The sequence below is a fragment of the Haladaptatus sp. AB643 genome, from assembly GCF_024136975.1.
Taxonomy (GTDB): domain Archaea; phylum Halobacteriota; class Halobacteria; order Halobacteriales; family Haladaptataceae; genus Haladaptatus.
Genome location: NZ_JAMYJW010000006.1, coordinates 34,505 through 50,865 on the forward strand (window position 1 = coordinate 34,505; position 16,361 = coordinate 50,865).

Sequence of the window (16,361 nt, forward strand, 5' to 3'; positions counted from 1 at the left end):
GGAATTTCACGACGAAGTGAGGCGTTTGGTTCTGCTGGTGCGATAACAGCAGTTACGAGGAAGATTTCGAAAGCCCCGTTCGTTCGCAGTCGCTCAGCGACATCTCGCCTCGGCATAACCGCCTGCCTCGACGAGAGAGGTCGCCGAGACGACTGAACAAGCGCGACCGGGCGAGGGCTTTCGAGACAGTCTTCTTCCCAGTAACTGTAATCGCAAAACAACAAAAATCGTCTCATAGCGAGCGGGTAGGGGCGTTCGAAGTTCGTTCACTTTTCACAACCTGTCTCCGTCGAATCCCCATCTTTACCTCTCTGAATCCACTCACCCACAACTATGACCGCACCCACCGAGCGAAATCGACTGGACGAGGAGGAAAGTCCGTATCTCCGCCAGCACGCCGACAACCCGGTGAACTGGCAACCGTGGGACGACGCCGCGCTGGAGGCGGCCAAGGAGCGCAACGTCCCCATCTTCCTCTCGATTGGCTACTCGGCCTGCCACTGGTGTCACGTGATGGCCGAGGAGAGTTTCGAGGACGAGGAGGTGGCGAAACTGCTGAACGAGAACTTCGTGCCGATCAAGGTGGACCGGGAGGAGCGCCCGGACATCGACGCGATCTACATGAACATCTGCCAGCAGGTGACGGGCGGCGGCGGGTGGCCGCTGTCGGCGTGGCTGACGCCGGAGGGCAAGCCGTTCTACGTCGGGACGTACTTCCCGAAGCGCTCCCGGCAAGGCCGTCCGGGGTTCATCGAGTTGCTCGAAAACGTCAGAAACACGTGGCAGGAGAACCCCGAGGAGATGAAAAACCGGGGGGAGCAGTGGACGAGCGCCATCGAGAGTGAACTGGAATCGACGCCCGACGCGGACGACGCCCCCGGCCCGGAACTGCTCTCCAGCGCGGCCTCCCAGACGATTCGCAGCGCGGACCGCGAGCACGGTGGATTCGGGCAGGGGGGACCGAAGTTCCCGCAACCGGCGCGCATCGAGTTGCTCCTCCGTGCCGACGACCGACTCGGCGGGGAACAGTACCGCGACGTGGCCGTCGAAACGCTGGACGCGATGGCGAACGGAGGGATGTACGACCACGTCGGCGGCGGGTTCCACCGCTACGCGACCGACCGCAAGTGGACGGTGCCCCACTTCGAGAAGATGCTGTACGACAACGCGGAACTGCCGCGCGCGTTCCTCGCGGGCTATCAACTCACGGGTGACGAACGCTACGCGCAGGTCGTCCGCGAGACGTTCGAGTTCCTCGGCCGCGAGATGCGCCACCCGGACGGCGGCTACTACAGCACGCTCGACGCCCGGAGCGAAAACGAGGACGGCGAGGACGTGGAGGGTGAGTTCTACGTTTGGACGCCGAGCGAGGTGTTCGAGGCCGTCAACGCCGAAGATAGCGATACCGAAATCGACGCCGAGACGAGGGCCGACATCGTCTGCGAGCGCTACGGCATTTCCCGGTCGGGCAACTTCGAGGGTCGGACGGTCCTCACGTTGCGGATGGGTGTCCCCGAACTGGCCGAGAAGTACGAGTTATCGGAGGAGGAAGTCGGGACCCTGCTCGAAGACGCTCGCCAGTCGATGTTCGAGTTCCGGGAGAACCGGCCCCGGCCGCCCCGCGACGAGAAGATTTTGGCTGGGTGGAACGGCCTGTTGATCACCGCACTCGCGGAAGCGGGCTTCGTCCTCGACGACCGTTACGCCGACCGCGCGGCGGAGGCGCTGGACTTCGTGCGCGAGCACCTGTGGGACGAGTCCGAAGGGAAACTGTCCCGGAGATTCAAGGACGACGATGTGGCCATCGACGGCTACCTCGAAGATTACGCATTCCTCGCCCGCGGCGCGTTCGCGCTGTACGAGACGACCGGGAACCCGGACCATCTCGGCTTCGCCCTCGACCTCGCGCGCGCCATCGAGCGCGAGTTCTGGGACGAAGAGCAGGGAACGCTGTATTTCACCCCCGAGAGCGGCGAGCGACTGGTCGCTCGCCCGCAGGAACTTGCCGATCAGTCCACGCCGTCCAGCCTCGGCGTGGCGACCGACACGTTGGCCGTCCTCTCGGAGTTCGCGCCCGACGAGGCCTTCGCGGGGATTCCGGAGGCGGTCCTCGAAACGCACGCCCGAACCATCGAATCGAACCCGTTCCAGTACGCGACGCTGGCGCTCGCCGCGGACCGCAACGCGACCGGATCGCTGGAACTGACGGTCGCGGGCGACGAACTCCCCGAGGAGTGGCACGACCGACTCGCCGAAACGTATCTCCCGACGCGAATCCTGACTCGCAGACCGCCGACGGCGGACGGGGTGGCTGAGTGGTGTGAGAAATTGGAACTGGACGAAGTGCCGCCGATTTGGGCGGATCGAGGCTCGGAGGCGGAACCGACGCTGTACGTCTGTCGGTCGTTCACATGCTCGCCGCCCGTGACGGACATCGACGCGGGACTGGAGTGGGCCGACGACCTCGCGCCGGAGTGACGGTATAGAAACGGAGTCGTCGCGGGATCAGGCCAACGCGTCGCTCGCGAGCAGTTCGCGGGCGAGGTAGTCGGCGGCGGGGACGTCTTCTTTCTCCTCGAAGCGGGCGACTTCTTCGTCCGCGCGTTCCACCACGACCGTCGGAATGAGCGTCACGTCGTACTCCTCGGTGAGTTCGCCGTTTTTGTCGTCGTCGACCTCGTAGACGTGAATCCTGTCCTCTTCGATGCCCGCCGCGTCCAGCGCGGCGAAGAAGTCCGGGAGGCGCGACCGGCAGTCGCCACACCAGTCGGCACCCCAGACGCGATAGACGAGTTCACCGGCACCGGATTCGAAGGCGTCTATCGTCTCGCTGTGCTCGCTCGCATTCCAGTCGGGGTTCGGTACTGTCGATTCCATAGGCGAGCATGGGGGCGAACGCGAATAAGGATTCTCGCTTCCGGCACTGCCTGCCGGTGTCCAGTAGGTGTTTAGGCGTGGAATTCGTACCGTGGATCATGAAATCCTCCATCCTCGACGCGGTAGGATCGCCACTCGTCCACGTCCGCTCACCCGAGGGTGCGACCGTCGCCGCGAAACTCGAATCGTTCAACCCTGGGGGGTCCGCGAAGGACCGTCCGGCGCTGGCGATGATCGAGGCCGCGGAACGCGCGGGCGAACTCCATCCCGGCGACCGAATCGTCGAACCCACCAGCGGCAACACGGGAATCGGTCTGGCTGTCGTCTGTGCGGCCCGCGGCTACGATCTGACCATCGTCATGCCCGCTTCGAAGTCGCCCGAGCGCAGACAACTGCTCAAGGCCTACGGCGCCGACCTCGAACTCGTCGATGGCAACATGGAATCCGCGAAAGCGCGCGCGAACGAACTCACGGAATCCGGCGACGCGATACAACTCGGTCAGTTCGAGAACGCGGCAAACGCGGACGCCCACTATCGAACGACGGCCGAGGAAATCATCGAGCAGGTGGATGGCCGCGAAATCGACGCCTTCGTCGCAGGTGTGGGCACGGGCGGAACGATCACCGGAACCGCCTCGCGCCTCAAGGAGGAGTATCCGGAGATGGAAGTCGTCGCCGTCGAACCCGACCGTAACCCCGTCCTCTCGACCGGCGAACCCGGCGAGGACGAGTATCAGGGGATGGGTCCGGGATTCGTGAGCGAGTTGCTCGACACCGACCTGCTCGATTCGGTCGAGCGAGTCCCGCTGGAGGCCGCCGAGGACGAATGTCGCCGACTCGTCCGCGAGGAGGGTATCCTCGTCGGCCAGTCCAGCGGCGCGGCGAGCATCGCGTCCTACCGGGTCGCCGAGCGCCTCGCCCAACCCGACCTCAACTGCCCCGAAGTCCCGGAGGAGTGGCAGGAGGCGATGGACGAAGGAAGCAAAAAAGCGAGGTCTGACGGTGGCGTCGATGATCGATCGACGGTAGGTCAGAAGGAGTCTGACGGTGGCGTCGATGATCGATCGACGATACGTCGGATGGAATCCGACGGTGGCGTCGACTACGACGACTGCCCGCTCGTCGTCACCATCTTCCCCGACAGCGGCGAACGCTATCTCTCGACCGGGATGTTCGACTGAGGTATCGTCCCGCGCCACTGTCTTCTATCTACTCACCACCGACATCGTACGCTACTGCACCGTTTTCACAAACTGAGAACGATGGTCCGCCGTTTTTAGGTCGGACCTCCTGTGTCGAATTGGGTTCGGACACGAGTGACTCATGCCTCCCAATGGTCTTGCTGACGCACCCAACTCGGTCCCCCCACAGTACTCGCCCACTCCCCACCCCTAGTCGTTCTCCCGACTATTCGCTCTCCCGGGCTTCGACAAGTACCGCGACGTAGTTTTGGAGGTACCGCATTGCAGTTGCGAGGCTCATCGAGCCATCCATCACCGCCTGTCTGCTCTTCGTCGGGGTAGATGCGATGTTCGAGTCGGATCGAGCGTGCATCCTTGAACTCACACGAACTCCTATCCGCGCGTCGAGAAACGTGTAAAACCCGGATGTCGATGTCAGGATCGGTTCGATCGGCGTTCTTCTACGAGCGAAACTCTTCTTCGGTCACGCGGACGACCACGGTGTCGTCCACGTCGCGCAGATCGTATTCGGGGACGCCATCGACGGTTCGGGCGACGTACATCGGTTCGACGAGTTCAGCGCCGAACTCGTCCTCCACGACGCCGTACACCTTCAGGAGCGGGTCCGTTTCGACCGGTTCGACTTCGCGGTCGCGCACCCGAGCGGCGAGCTTTCGGGAGAGCCACTCCTCGTCGCTCACGCTCGGGTCGAGCACGAGCGCCTCGTCCACGAACCGAACCAGATACCAGTTCAGGTCGTTCAACAGCGATGTCGCCGAGCCGACGCTGATGGTCTCCAGTTCGAGGCAGTTGCGATACGGTTCGCGGAGTTGGTAGGTCCCGAGCGCGTCGCGCGCCGTCTCCCTGGAGAACAGTTCGGCGCGCAATTCGACTTCCTCCGAACCGACGAGCAGGACACGGGTCACAGTTTTCGGTGGCAGCGGCGAACTAAAGCGATTTCGTCTTCCACCGAACCCGAAATCGAGTTTCGGTGTGGACGACGTTCAGGAGAGAAGGGTGGTCACGTCGGTGGACGAGACCATCCCAACGTACTCGTCATCGACGACGGGGAGGTGCTTGATTCCGTACGTGGTCATCATCGCGGCGACTTCCTCCATGTAGAGGTCGGGCGTGACAGTCTCGACGTCCGTCGTCATCACGTCCCCGACCGTTACTTGCGTGGGATCCAGACCGTCAGCAGCGACTTCGAGCACGTCGGAGCTGCTGATGATCGCTCGGGGGGAGGTCGTCACCACGAGCGCGCTGATTTCGTTGTCGCGCATCACCTTCGCGGCCTCGGTGATCGTCGCATCCTTCGATACCGTCATCAGCGGCGTCGACATCATATCTCTGACTTGTTTTCTGTCGTTATTGCTCATCCACCCCATAGATGTGGCGAGGGACCATTGTTGTTTTCCCGCTACGAGGGGGAAACAACGAACGAAATGTCCGGGAAGGACGACGACGAAAACGCACCCGAACTGCTCGTTCGCCCCGTGGGGTACGTCGAAGACCGGGCGGTGATCCGTCGCCTCGGCGACCGGAATCTGTACCTCGGAAACCGGTTCGCGGCGCGCCCCGACTACCACGACCGGGAGTTCGACCACGTCCTCTCGGCGTCCACCGAAAAACATCCGCTGACGACTCACCACCATCCGCTCATCGACGGGACGGGAAACGAGTGGTCCGCGTTCGAATCGGCGGTGGACGCCGCGCGCCGACTGTATCGAGCGGACGGCTCCCTACTGATTCACTGTAAGGCGGGGGTTTCACGCAGTTCCACGCTCGTCGCAACCACGCTCGCCGCCGAAGAGGATCGACGGTTTCACGACGCACTCGCCCTCGTCCAGGAGGCCAGACCGTACGCGATGCCCAACCCCGCACTCCACGAGTTGGCGGTGATCTACCTCGCGGCGAACCCGTAGCCGCGTCGTTCGATTTCGACTGCTCGCGCGGACGTCGCTCTGCGTGCGACGGTAGCGACTACAACTCTTTTGCGACCATCTCTCCCCAGTGGTCGAACCCGTGGCGCTCGTAGAACGCCCCGGCGCGGTCGTTTTCGCGGTCCACATCGAGGACGAGGCGGTCGAGCGGGAGGTTCTGGTCGTCGGCGAGCGCGACGGCGGCGTCCATCAACTCGTCGGCGACGCCCGTTCCGCGATGGTCCGGGCGGACGAAGACCTCGTTCAGGATGGCGGCGTCCCAGATGAACGCCAGTTCGTCCGGGAGGACGAAGACGTAGCCCGCCAGTTCGTCGCCCGCGTCGGCGACCGTCACACAGCGTTCGTCCCGATTTACGCACCACTCGACCCAGTCGAGGTAGCGCTCGCGGTACTCGTCGGTCAGTTTCCCCTCGTACAGGTCGGCCTTGTCGTCGCCGCCGGTTCCGCTCCCGAGACCGAGTTCGAACGCCCGTTTCAGCGCCCAAAATTCGTCGGCATCGCTCGGTTCGTACGGTCGAATTTCCATACCCCCTGTGGGTGTGATAGGGGCTTACTTCTTACGTGATTCCCAGATTCGAAAGCCGAGGATGCCGAAACTCATCGCGCCGAGGAGCAACTGCCGTCCGCTTCGGACGATGGGGAACATCCGCTCCTCGTTGCTCGGGTCGGGTCCCTGCGCGAGGTCGAAGCCGGTATCGTAGTGAGTCGTGTGCGTCGTTCCGTGGGTTTCCGGTTGGAGGAACGTGTCGATGATTCCGTGCTTGTTCGAGAAACTGAGCTTTCCGGAGACGCTGTAGAACTGATCGTGGATCGGGTAAAAGACGTTCACGCCGTTCGTGAACAGGTCGAGTCCGATCCCCGCGCCGACGTAAGCGACGAGCGCGACCCACGCGACGCGAACGCCGTACGGTCCCCATCGCTGTTCGATTCTGTTCTCCCCGACGAGGTCGGCGAGCAGGACGATTCCGATCGCTGTCGGGAGGAGGAGAGTGTGAAGGATCGCTCGATGTCCCCCCTGGACCCACAGTCCCAGCAGCGTGTCGAGGTCGGGGAACGCGGCGGCAGCGAGCACCACCACGGCCGCCCGCGTGTCGAAGTGTTCGGCAAGCAGCGACGTGGCGAGTAAGGCCCCCACCGCGACGTGTACCACCGTCGATGGCATCGGGCGATGAACGAGCGCATCGCGGAAAGTAGTGCGGTGGGAACCGTCGCCGTAGGGGAAGCATACTTTCGAATGGGACAGCTAGGTCGGGGGCACTGTCGCTGATTGGTCGAGTGTAACTGATTTCTGCAATGGGTCTCGGAGCGCTTCCGCCTACGCCGCACTACTCGATCGTGACGGCGTTTCGCGGCGGACGATTCGTCTTCCGTCATCTCCCCTTCGACGCTCGTCGAATGCTGGTTTCGATACCCTTTTCCGAAGCTCACTCTCATGCCAAAATATGACAAACGCGCGCCGGACGCTCGCCGAGCAGATCGCGGGCGAGATAACGCTGAGTGACGACCCCGGAGCGACGCTTCGCAAGTGGCGCACCGACTTCGACGTGTCCCAGACCGCACTCGCCGACCATCTCGACGTCTCGTCGTCGGTCATCTCCGATTACGAGAGCGGGCGGCGCGAGAATCCGGGTATCGGCGTCGTCCGCCGCACCGTCACGGCACTGCTCGACATCGACGAACGTCGCGGCGGTGACCGTATCCGACAGTATGCCCGCGTCCTGTCGGCGGGATTCGACAGCAGTATCGTCAACGATTTGCGCGAATACCCGACGAGCATCCCGCTCGCCGACTTCTACGACGAAATCAACGCGACGGAACTCGCGTCGGGGACGACGTCGAGCATCACGGGCCACACCGTCATCGACAGTATCGAAGCCATCACCCGCCTCTCCAGCGAGGAGTTCTACCGACTGTACGGGCAGAGCACGAACCGCGCGCTCGTCTTCACGAACGTCACGCGCGGGGAATCGCCGCTGGTCGCCATGCGCGTCGTCACGCCGACGCCGAACGCCGTCGTCCTCCACGGCATCGACGCGGACGAGTTGTGGGATTACGCGCCGAAGATGGCCCAACTGGACGGCTTTTCGCTCGCCGTCACGAACTGCGAGAAGGAGACCATGTTGGACGCCATGCGCGACTTCGCCCCGTAACGAACGGTCGGATGATTTCGACTCATCCCGAACCGTTCCGAACCATTCCGAATCGTATCGAATCCGACTGTACCTACTTCGTGACATAATAAAGGGTGGCGTGGTGAAGGCCATAATTGAACCATATCAGATGTGTCTGATTGGATTAATGAGTGTGGAGAAATCACGGCACGGGGACGATGGTTGTAGTTCGACGTGTCCGTGGTGTACAGAAGGTATCGAATATATGTCCAATTCCGTTCGAATCGCACCGCCCGACCGCCGCCCGCCCGAACATCGTCCCGACGATAGGGGATGGCAGCTACACACCGACTGTGCCGCCGAGTGGCGCGAGTTCGTGACTCACCTCCGAACCATCGCGGGGCGTGGCGCGTTCCGGACGCTCGTCGAAGGACCGCTCTCGGGTGACGTCAACGACATGGTCGAATGGGAGTTACCTGACACGAGCTAAAATATATTTTAGCTAACACTTTTCCGCTCTCCGGCCTTTCGTTTCACCATGTCCGATACCATAGTGAAGACCGGTACGACGACGGTTGCGTTGACGACCGACGAGGGCGTCCTCCTCGCCGCGGACCGCCGGGCCAGCCTCGGCGGTCGCTTCGTCTCCAACAAGAACGTGCAGAAAGTGCAGACTATTCTCCCGACGGCAGCGTTGACGATGGCCGGTGGCGTCGGCGATTTGCAGGCCTTCATCCGCACGCTTCGCGCCGAAGCCTCCCTGTACGAGACGCGTCGCGACCATCCCATCGACATGGCTGCGCTCTCGACGCTCGCCGGGAACCTCTTTCGCAACGGTCCCTACCGCGGCGGGCAACCGACGCTCGGCGGCGTCGATGCGACCGGGGCGCACATCTACAGCCTCGACGGTGCGGGCGGCGTCATGGAAGACGACTACATCGCCGCCGGAAGCGGAATGCAACTAGCCTACGGCGTCCTCGAACGCGAGTACGACCCCGACCTCTCCCTCGAAGGCGCACGGCGCGTCGCGGCCAACGCCGTCGAAAGCGCCGTCCAGCGCGACACCGCCAGCGGCAACGGCGTGACGATTGCCACGGTTACGGGTGACGGCGTCGAAATCCGGACCTACGACGAGTTCGCGGAGGTCACGGAGGTGGCAGCATGAACGGCGGACAACAGCAGGCCTACGACCGGGGCACGAACATCTTCTCGCCCGACGGCCGCCTCTATCAGGTGGAGTACGCCCGCGAGGCGGTTCGCCGGGGAAGCGTCAGCGTCGGCGTCCGCGCACGGGACGGCGTCGTTCTGGCGGCGAAGAAGGCCGTCCGGTCGCCGCTGATGGAGGCGACGGCCATCGAAAAGCTTCACAAGATCGACGACCACATCGGCGTCGCCAGCGCGGGTCACGTCGCCGACGCCCGCCGACTCGTGGACTTCGGCCGCCGCCGCGCCCAGACCGACCGCCTGCGCTACGGCGAACCGATGGGGACCGACCCGTTTACGAAGGCCATGGTCGATCACGTGCAGGAGTTCACCCAACAGGGCGGCGCGCGGCCGTTCGGCGCGGCACTGCTGATTGGTGGCGTCGACCCACGTTCGACGAACTCGTCGAGCGGGCCTGGCCCGCGAGACGGCGTCGAACCGACTACCAGCGAGGACGAACCGCCCCAACCACGACTGTTCGAGACCGACCCGTCGGGGACGTTCTACGAGTGGCAGGCGACCGCCATCGGCGCGGAAGACGGGACGGTTCGGGAGTACCTCGAAGCCAACTACGACCCGCAAGGTTCGATTCAATCCGGCATCGAACTCGCGCTGTCGGCGCTCGCGGAATCCGAAGAAGGTGGCCTCTCGCCCGAGGAAGTGGACGTGGCGACGGTCGCACCGACCTACCAGGCGCTCGGCATCGAGGAGCGTCGAGACACGCTGGAGTCGTTGGACCTACTGGACGAACAGGCGTCGTAACGGCAGTTCGGAATTCGGTTTTTCCACAACCCTTGAAATAGCAACCGGGCGAGAAGCTGACTGAGGATTAAGGTCGTTCGAGTGCGAGATGTCGATGTGAAATCGAACCTCCTCGCGCTCTTGGACGAACTCCGAATCATCGGTCAGAACGGGCTTCGATATGCGGATAACCATCACGACGAACGACGGTACGGTCGGATACTCGACCTCGTCGCGGAACACTACGGCGAAACGCTCGCGGTGAATCCGGACGAGGTCCGTGAACGGTTCGCCGAGGAGGTCGGGCATATCACGCCGAAAATCGCGGCCGGTGCGGCGATTTTCGACGACGACGGACGAATCCTGTTGATGAAACGCGCCGATAGCGGTGAGTGGATGGTCCCAGGCGGGTTCCTTGACCCGGGGGAGGGTCCCGAACGGGCGGCGGTTCGCGAGACGAAAGAGGAAACGAACCTCGACGTCCGGGTTACGACGCTGGTCGGCGCACACTACCAACCGGCGACCGAACACCACGTCAACGAAGCCGTCGGACTCGTCTACCTCTGTGAACGCTTGGGCGGAACGCTTCGAGGGTCGGAGGAGAGTTCGGACCTCGGGTACTGGCACATCGAGGACGTACCGGCGTGGCACCGAGATTTTCACGAGATAGCGTACGAAGCGCGTGACGTGTGGCAGCAACGACACGAGGCGACATCGAACTCGTCGTGAGCAGGTGGTCGTCGCAGCGTTTCTTGACCTCTCAGGACGCGGTCTGCCCCGTTTCGCGCACCGTCACGACCTCCAGATTCGAGGCGACGAACAGCGACAGCACGTCGCCGTCCACCGCCGTCGAAACCCGAACGCACCACGGGTCCTCCGAGACGACCGCTTCGCGCCACTCCTCGCCGACGTTCCAGACGGGGCGCTCCCGGATGTCGATGCCGTGGCGGTGGTAGAACGAGATGACCGCCGGATGCTCCAGTACCGCGAGCGTGACCGGCGAGCGAAGCCGACAGCCACAGCGCTCGCAGTCGAACTGGACCTGTGGGCGGCGATTTTCGGTTTCGTCGTTTTCCGCGTCGTGATACTCCACGTGTGCGTTCGCCGGTGCGCTGCACTCCGGGCAGACGCCGTCGGCCATGAGCGACAGGCGGTGACGGTGGTGCCGGTCGAACGCCGTCAGCAGGCCGTCGGGGTCGTGAGCACGGTAGCTCGCGGTTTCGCCGGACGAAGTCCGGCTGACCGCCGAGCGTTGCTCGGCAATTTCACCGCGATCTTGCGAGGTTTCTGCGAAACCTCGGTGCCCCCCCGGTGGAAACGGTAGCGTGAGCGTCGGGCGTTCGCAGGCCCGGCATTCGACGACGACGTAGTTGTCCTCCCCGTGGGCTTCCAGTTCCTCTTTGCCGCAGAACGGACACGGGTCGCCGATTCGAATCGGGTCGAAATCCACGCTGTCGGTGTACGTCCCGGCGCGAATCGCCCGCGCGATTTCCCGACCGGCGTAGGTCAGAGTGTATCCGCCGTCCGTCTTCCGGACGAAGTGCTCGGCCAACTGTCGCAGGTGGTACGAAAAGCCCGCCGTGTTGTCGGCTGGCGACGCGTCGAACAGGTCCGAGAACGCCAGCGTGTCCTCGCCGTCCGTCTCGGCGTCGAGCAGCGCGCGGAGCGCGGCCATCCGAACCTCGTTGCCGAGGACGCTGAAGGCGTCCGTCGGGTCCACTTCCTCCGATTCGGATTCGAGGACGAGTTCGGATTCGTTTTCGAACTCGGGTTCGGAATCGAGTTCGGTCTCGACTGTCTCCGGCAGTTCGTCCGCCGTCTGGGATTCCGGCTCGATTTCGGTCATTTCGTTCGGTTTGGTTTAAGGTGGAATTTCGGAGTCGGACGTGTGTCGCTTAGTTGCACGGACGGGCGCGACTCGGATAAGTCGTCCGCTCACGGCGACTACGTGGAGGAAAACAGCAATCCGGACGACTTCATCAGACGGTCGTTCTTCGACTGGAGAGCAGACTTCAGCGACTGGGCAGAAGACACACCCGACGGCGGGTGCTTCGCTCGCCAACGCTTCGCGCTGGCTCGCCTCCGCACCCAACAACGATTGCAGTCGTGGTGAAGGTCAGTTCGCAGAAAATAGACCCGCAGCGCAAAACGAAAACCGCCGTCCTTCCCCGCCGTCTTCGTCCTTCCTCGTCGTCTTATTCGACGTATTCGTAGGTCCGCTCGTCCATCTCGCCGCGGCCGGTGAAGACGAACTCGTTTTCGGGTTCGGTGAAGTCGTCGAGTTCGACGCGCTTGTCGTGGTTGTGGCGGTCGTGGACCTGCTCGTACTCGTCGTAGGAGAGGTTGTAGCGGTTCCGAATCTGCTCGTCGATGGAGAGTTGGTCGATCTCATCGATCCAGCCGTCCTGGACGGTTTCGGCGTGGATTTCGGCCTGTGCGCCGCTCCCGTAGGATCCGACGAGGAGCTTCTTGCCGACCATTTCCATGTCGTTTTCGGCGGCGTACTGAAGCGCCGAGGCGCGGGCGATGTGGACCGACCCGGTGTACCAGTTGCCGACCTCGCGCGAGATGCGGAGCGTCGGTTCGATGGTGTTCGCGTACCACTCCTGATACTGTTCGGTCGCCTTGAGGTCGTCCATGTACGCGCTGATGGCTTCCTCGTACTGCTCGCGGTCGTCGTAATCCTGCTCGCGCGGTTGGCGGCCGATTTCGGCGGCGAGTTCCTCCTCGATACCCGTGTCACGAATGGTGTGTCGGAAGGCGAACAGTCCGGCCTTGCGGACCATTCCGGGGAACGGCGTGTGGTACGGACCGAAGACGTAATCGCCGGGGTGGGTCTCTCCACCGGCGCGCTCGAAGTCCTCCAGCGCCTCGCGCATGCGGGCGAGGTACACCTGCATGGAGCGCTTGCCGTCCACGCTGGGGAACTGCTGGTTGGGCTTCAAAAAGTCCGTCTCGTCGGCGCTACCGTAGCCCTGTTCGGTCGAGAGTTCGACGAGGGACGGGTCCTCGCTGATGAGCATCGCCACGGCACCGGCACCCTGCGTGGCCTCGCCAGGGTCGCCACGGGCGTACAGCGCGGTGTCGGTCGCGATGACGAGCGCGGAGCGCCCGCGGTTGCGACCCGCTTTGATCCAGTTGTAGGCGTCGTCCAAACTCTGGGTTCCGGCGATACAGGCGAACTTGCGCTCACCTTTGTTGGCGTGGTGGAAGTCGCCGTCGTACACCTGTTCGAGACAGCCCGCGATGTACGTCGAGACGGGCTTGGAGTTGTCGAACGCGCTCTCCGTGGCGACGTCGATACGACCGATGTCGTCCGGCGTCAGTCCCTTGCGCTTCATCAGGCGATGGGCCGCGTTCGCGCCCATCGTCACGATGTCCTCGTACGCGTCGGGGAACGAACTGGCGTTCAGTCCCAATCCCTTCGTGTAGTACGCCGGATCCTTGTCTTTGACCGGTGCGACTGTCTCCGGGAGGTCGAGTTTCAGCTTCCCAGTCCAAATTTCGATGGCGTCGATACCGACGGCGGTCATTCTTGCCTCCACGTTGCATAACACAGTATAAGTTTTTGTCGATAGAAGTATCGACGGTCGTCGAAACCCTATCCGGCCGTGTCGGATCGCTCGACGGAGTCGACGATGACGCCATCCGAATCGTAGACGAGCAGTTTTATCGTGAACTTCGTTCCACCGCCGTACCCGCCATCCAACCGGAACGAGCCGTGACGGTCCGTGCTGCTGTCGTATACGGCGTCCCCGTTTCCACGGCTGATGGCCGCGCCCGAGACCCTGGTGAAATCGCTTCCCGACGAGAGGTCGTAGTCGAGCGTGTATCGCGGTTGGCCGTATTTCGTCCGGTCGTCGACACTGTACGAATCGATAGTCGCGCTGTCGGCGGTGCTCAAGTCGTCGTTTCCGTCCGGATCGAGGCTGTCCGCTTCGTCAGTTATCGACCGCTCAGCCGCGACGTACTCCGTCCCGTCGGCGTGTTCGTAGATGACCTGCACCGTCATTCGCCACCGTTCGTCCGAACCGTAGTTCAATCGGTAGGCGGCGCTGCCACGCTTCGACGTGGACGTGTTCGTCCCCCTCGCGTCGTTTCCGCGTTGAAGGTCGTCGGTGACGACTTGCACGCGCTCGAACGACGAATTAGTCCTCGTCACGTCGTAGGACGTGGTGTATCGCACCTTGTCCTGATCCACGTGCGAAAGGTCGTCCACTCGCATTTCGATCCGTGGCGTTCGCGCGTCGTCGCCGTTTCCATCGTTACCGTCGTCCTCGCTCGGAACGAACGTGACCCGCTTTTCGCCGGTCGTCCCGTTCTCCAAGCGATAATCGACGGTGACGGTCACCTGTTTCCCGACCATGTCCACGTTCCGATATCCGTTCCGGTAGCTCCCCCGGAACAGTTCGTACAGCGAGAACGTCGCCGTCCCGTCACTCGACACGACGGGATTGTGGCCGTGTACGCGACCATCGTCATCGAGGTCGTAGGAGTTCCCGAGGTAGGTTCCGTCCCGGGCGGTCGGGAAATAGAGGTCGCTGAAATCCACGTACCCCGAGTCGTGGTCCGTTTCGACGACGACTTCGCTGTGCCCGACCGAACCGTCGTCACCGGACCGGTCGGCGATGACGTCGATACCGGTGTCGGCGGGATCGATCTCGACGTTCGTGATCGTGGCGGATTGAGCGAACCCGTTCCGCAGGCTGAACTCGATTCCGCCCTTCGTGTCGCCATCGTCCGGCCCATCGACTGCGATGGCGTCGTTGCCGTACACGAACCGACCGGGTATCCCGTCCGTTCGAACGACGTGAACGACGACCGGGTCGGCGTCCCCGCCGCTCGCGGCGAGCAGTCTCACGTCGCCCGTCGAACTCGCCTCGACGGTCGTCCGAACTTCCCCGTTCGAATCCGTCGTCGCGCTCGTCGGGGACGTGCTCAGGATCCCCGTTCGGTTGAGACCGAAATCGACGTCCGTCCCCGTGACGGGTTGGTCGTCGTAGGTAACGTTCGCCGTCAGCGTGGCGGACGAACGCTCGCTCCTGTCGAGGGTACACTCGTCGAGCGAGGGGGTACAGTCGAGTCCGTTCGACGCGACCCACTCGACGTCGTAGCTTCCACCGCCGCTCCCACCACCAGTGCCGCCTGCAACCGCGTGGATGGGGAATTCGACGCGCTCGCGTGCCGCGCTGTCGTCGTCGATTGAGAGCGTCACCGTTTCGTCACCCGGCGCAGTCGCGTCGTATTCGAACCGAACCCGTCCCCGGTCGTCCGTCCGATGGCTTCCCGCCGCCGTCCCGCCGCTCGCGTTCACGATGACGCCGCTCACGGGATTGTTGTACCTGTCGCGCACCTCCGCGACGAGCGTTGTCTTCGTTCCGACTGCCACGTTCCCGCCGCCGCTGACGTTCGTGATGTACTCCTCGCTCGTGGCTTTCGTCCCCGATCCGACGCCGACCTTCGCCATTCGAAGGTCGTAGGTGACGGGAGTCCCGTCCTCGTCTCCACGGAGCGTGAGTTCGAGGATGCCGTCCTCGACGCTCACGCTCTCGACGTAGCCGTTCGCTTTCTGTTCCGCGAGCAATCGGTTCCACTTCTCCTCGGAGAGGGCCGTCGACACGCGGATCACCGGGTCGCTCCCGTCCGACTGCACCGAAATCGTGCGCGTCACGGTCGAGGGACTCAGCGCCTGTGGGTCGAGGCTGACCGTCCCCGACCGGGCTCGGGAGAGGTTCCCGTCCAGCGTGACGAGCGTGATCCGCTTACCCTGGACGAGTTGCTGGCCGGTCAGGGTGGCGTTGCCGTCACGTCCACGGTTGTAGACGACGGAGCTTTCGTACACCGTGTCGGGCGCGCTGCCGTACTGGTTGTAGCCCGGCACGTAGACGAGTGACCGGGTCGAAAACGAGTGTTCGCTAGCGTCGAAATAGTCGGCCGTCTCCGGGTCGGTCGCCTTCAGATTCTCGATGTCGACCGTTCCCGATTCCCGCGTTCGGAGCGTCCCCGAGGCGGGTGGTGGGTTAACGAAGAGGACGTGTCCGGGATACTGCGTGCCGAGCGTGACCGATGTCGGTTGGCCTGCTCCGGTCGCGGCCGTGCGAAGAATCGCGTTGCGCACGTCCTGCATCTGGCTTTGCACCCGCTCGTCGTGACGAAATTCGACCTTCGCGTTTTGACTCGGGATAGCAGTCGCCTGATACAGCGACATGGCGACGACCAGCATGGCGAACAGGAGAATCGCGCCGACCTGCACGGTCACGCCACGGTCGTCCGACCGGAACGTCATGCATGAGACAGATACGTGA

General features: G+C 63.3%; 18 protein-coding genes. 9 read left to right on the plus strand and 9 right to left on the minus strand.

Annotation, left to right across the window (positions count from 1 at the left end; translation table 11 throughout):
* Positions 1-333: 333 nt before the first annotated feature.
* Complete coding sequence (locus NKF25_RS13090) at positions 334-2,478, plus strand: thioredoxin domain-containing protein (protein ID WP_253227114.1); 2,145 nt, start codon at positions 334-336, stop codon at positions 2,476-2,478.
* A gap of 27 nt (positions 2,479-2,505) precedes the next feature.
* Here the strand turns inward: NKF25_RS13090 and NKF25_RS13095 are convergent, their stop codons facing one another.
* On the minus strand, positions 2,506-2,877 hold the full coding sequence (locus NKF25_RS13095) for a thioredoxin family protein (protein ID WP_253227115.1): 372 nt from the start codon (positions 2,875-2,877) through the stop codon (positions 2,506-2,508).
* A 98-nt stretch (positions 2,878-2,975) separates the two neighbouring features.
* Between NKF25_RS13095 and NKF25_RS13100 the strand changes: the two genes are divergently transcribed.
* Positions 2,976-4,058 (plus strand): PLP-dependent cysteine synthase family protein, encoded by a 1,083-nt coding sequence (locus NKF25_RS13100; protein WP_253227116.1) that lies wholly within the window; start codon positions 2,976-2,978, stop codon positions 4,056-4,058.
* 226 nt (positions 4,059-4,284) lie between these two features.
* On the opposite strand, the gene NKF25_RS13105 is transcribed toward NKF25_RS13100, so the two are convergent.
* The 3 genes from NKF25_RS13105 to NKF25_RS13115 form a co-directional block, all read right to left on the minus strand.
* Positions 4,285-4,443 carry a hypothetical protein gene (locus NKF25_RS13105; protein ID WP_253227117.1) on the minus strand — a complete coding sequence of 53 codons (159 nt, stop codon included), beginning with the start codon at positions 4,441-4,443 and terminating at the stop codon, positions 4,285-4,287.
* A gap of 76 nt (positions 4,444-4,519) precedes the next feature.
* Positions 4,520-4,984: a DUF5804 family protein gene (locus tag NKF25_RS13110; protein WP_253227118.1), complete on the minus strand. Its 465-nt coding sequence runs from the start codon at positions 4,982-4,984 to the stop codon at positions 4,520-4,522.
* 78 nt (positions 4,985-5,062) lie between these two features.
* Positions 5,063-5,446 carry a CBS domain-containing protein gene (locus NKF25_RS13115; RefSeq protein WP_342764453.1) on the minus strand — a complete coding sequence of 128 codons (384 nt, stop codon included), beginning with the start codon at positions 5,444-5,446 and terminating at the stop codon, positions 5,063-5,065.
* A gap of 57 nt (positions 5,447-5,503) precedes the next feature.
* Between NKF25_RS13115 and NKF25_RS13120 the strand changes: the two genes are divergently transcribed.
* Positions 5,504-5,983 (plus strand): dual specificity protein phosphatase, encoded by a 480-nt coding sequence (locus NKF25_RS13120; protein ID WP_253227120.1) that lies wholly within the window; start codon positions 5,504-5,506, stop codon positions 5,981-5,983.
* A 58-nt stretch (positions 5,984-6,041) separates the two neighbouring features.
* Here NKF25_RS13120 and NKF25_RS13125 read toward each other — a convergent pair whose 3' ends face one another.
* Entirely contained in the window at positions 6,042-6,527 is a 486-nt protein-coding gene (locus tag NKF25_RS13125) for a GNAT family N-acetyltransferase (protein WP_253227121.1), read from the minus strand.
* A gap of 24 nt (positions 6,528-6,551) precedes the next feature.
* Positions 6,552-7,163 (minus strand): metal-dependent hydrolase, encoded by a 612-nt coding sequence (locus tag NKF25_RS13130; RefSeq protein WP_253227122.1) that lies wholly within the window; start codon positions 7,161-7,163, stop codon positions 6,552-6,554.
* Between the two features lie 280 nt (positions 7,164-7,443).
* Here NKF25_RS13130 and NKF25_RS13135 point away from each other — a divergent pair, with 280 nt between their 5' ends.
* From NKF25_RS13135 to NKF25_RS13155, 5 genes are all read left to right on the plus strand, one after another.
* The gene (locus NKF25_RS13135) at positions 7,444-8,151 is read left to right on the plus strand and encodes a helix-turn-helix domain-containing protein (protein WP_253227123.1); all 708 of its coding nucleotides are present in this window, start codon (positions 7,444-7,446) and stop codon (positions 8,149-8,151) included.
* A 226-nt stretch (positions 8,152-8,377) separates the two neighbouring features.
* A complete protein-coding gene (locus tag NKF25_RS13140) occupies positions 8,378-8,602 on the plus strand; it encodes a hypothetical protein (protein WP_253227124.1) in 225 nt (74 codons plus the stop codon).
* Between the two features lie 48 nt (positions 8,603-8,650).
* Entirely contained in the window at positions 8,651-9,277 is a 627-nt protein-coding gene (locus tag NKF25_RS13145; RefSeq protein ID WP_253227125.1) for a proteasome subunit beta, read from the plus strand.
* On the plus strand, positions 9,274-10,077 hold the full coding sequence (locus NKF25_RS13150; protein WP_253227126.1) for an archaeal proteasome endopeptidase complex subunit alpha: 804 nt from the start codon (positions 9,274-9,276) through the stop codon (positions 10,075-10,077). The genes NKF25_RS13145 and NKF25_RS13150 overlap by 4 nt, the downstream gene beginning before the upstream one ends.
* A gap of 96 nt (positions 10,078-10,173) precedes the next feature.
* Entirely contained in the window at positions 10,174-10,785 is a 612-nt protein-coding gene (locus NKF25_RS13155) for an NUDIX hydrolase N-terminal domain-containing protein (RefSeq protein WP_253227127.1), read from the plus strand.
* A 31-nt stretch (positions 10,786-10,816) separates the two neighbouring features.
* Here NKF25_RS13155 and NKF25_RS13160 read toward each other — a convergent pair whose 3' ends face one another.
* Positions 10,817-11,902 carry a helix-turn-helix domain-containing protein gene (locus NKF25_RS13160; protein WP_253227128.1) on the minus strand — a complete coding sequence of 362 codons (1,086 nt, stop codon included), beginning with the start codon at positions 11,900-11,902 and terminating at the stop codon, positions 10,817-10,819.
* A gap of 42 nt (positions 11,903-11,944) precedes the next feature.
* Here NKF25_RS13160 and NKF25_RS13165 point away from each other — a divergent pair, with 42 nt between their 5' ends.
* Positions 11,945-12,169, plus strand: a complete 225-nt coding sequence (locus NKF25_RS13165; RefSeq protein ID WP_253227129.1) for a hypothetical protein — start codon at positions 11,945-11,947, stop codon at positions 12,167-12,169.
* Between the two features lie 82 nt (positions 12,170-12,251).
* On the opposite strand, the gene hmgB is transcribed toward NKF25_RS13165, so the two are convergent.
* The gene (gene hmgB, locus NKF25_RS13170; RefSeq protein WP_253227130.1) at positions 12,252-13,589 is read right to left on the minus strand and encodes a hydroxymethylglutaryl-CoA synthase; all 1,338 of its coding nucleotides are present in this window, start codon (positions 13,587-13,589) and stop codon (positions 12,252-12,254) included.
* A gap of 68 nt (positions 13,590-13,657) precedes the next feature.
* A complete protein-coding gene (locus NKF25_RS13175; RefSeq protein ID WP_253227131.1) occupies positions 13,658-16,342 on the minus strand; it encodes a hypothetical protein in 2,685 nt (894 codons plus the stop codon).
* Positions 16,343-16,361 lie beyond the last annotated feature (19 nt).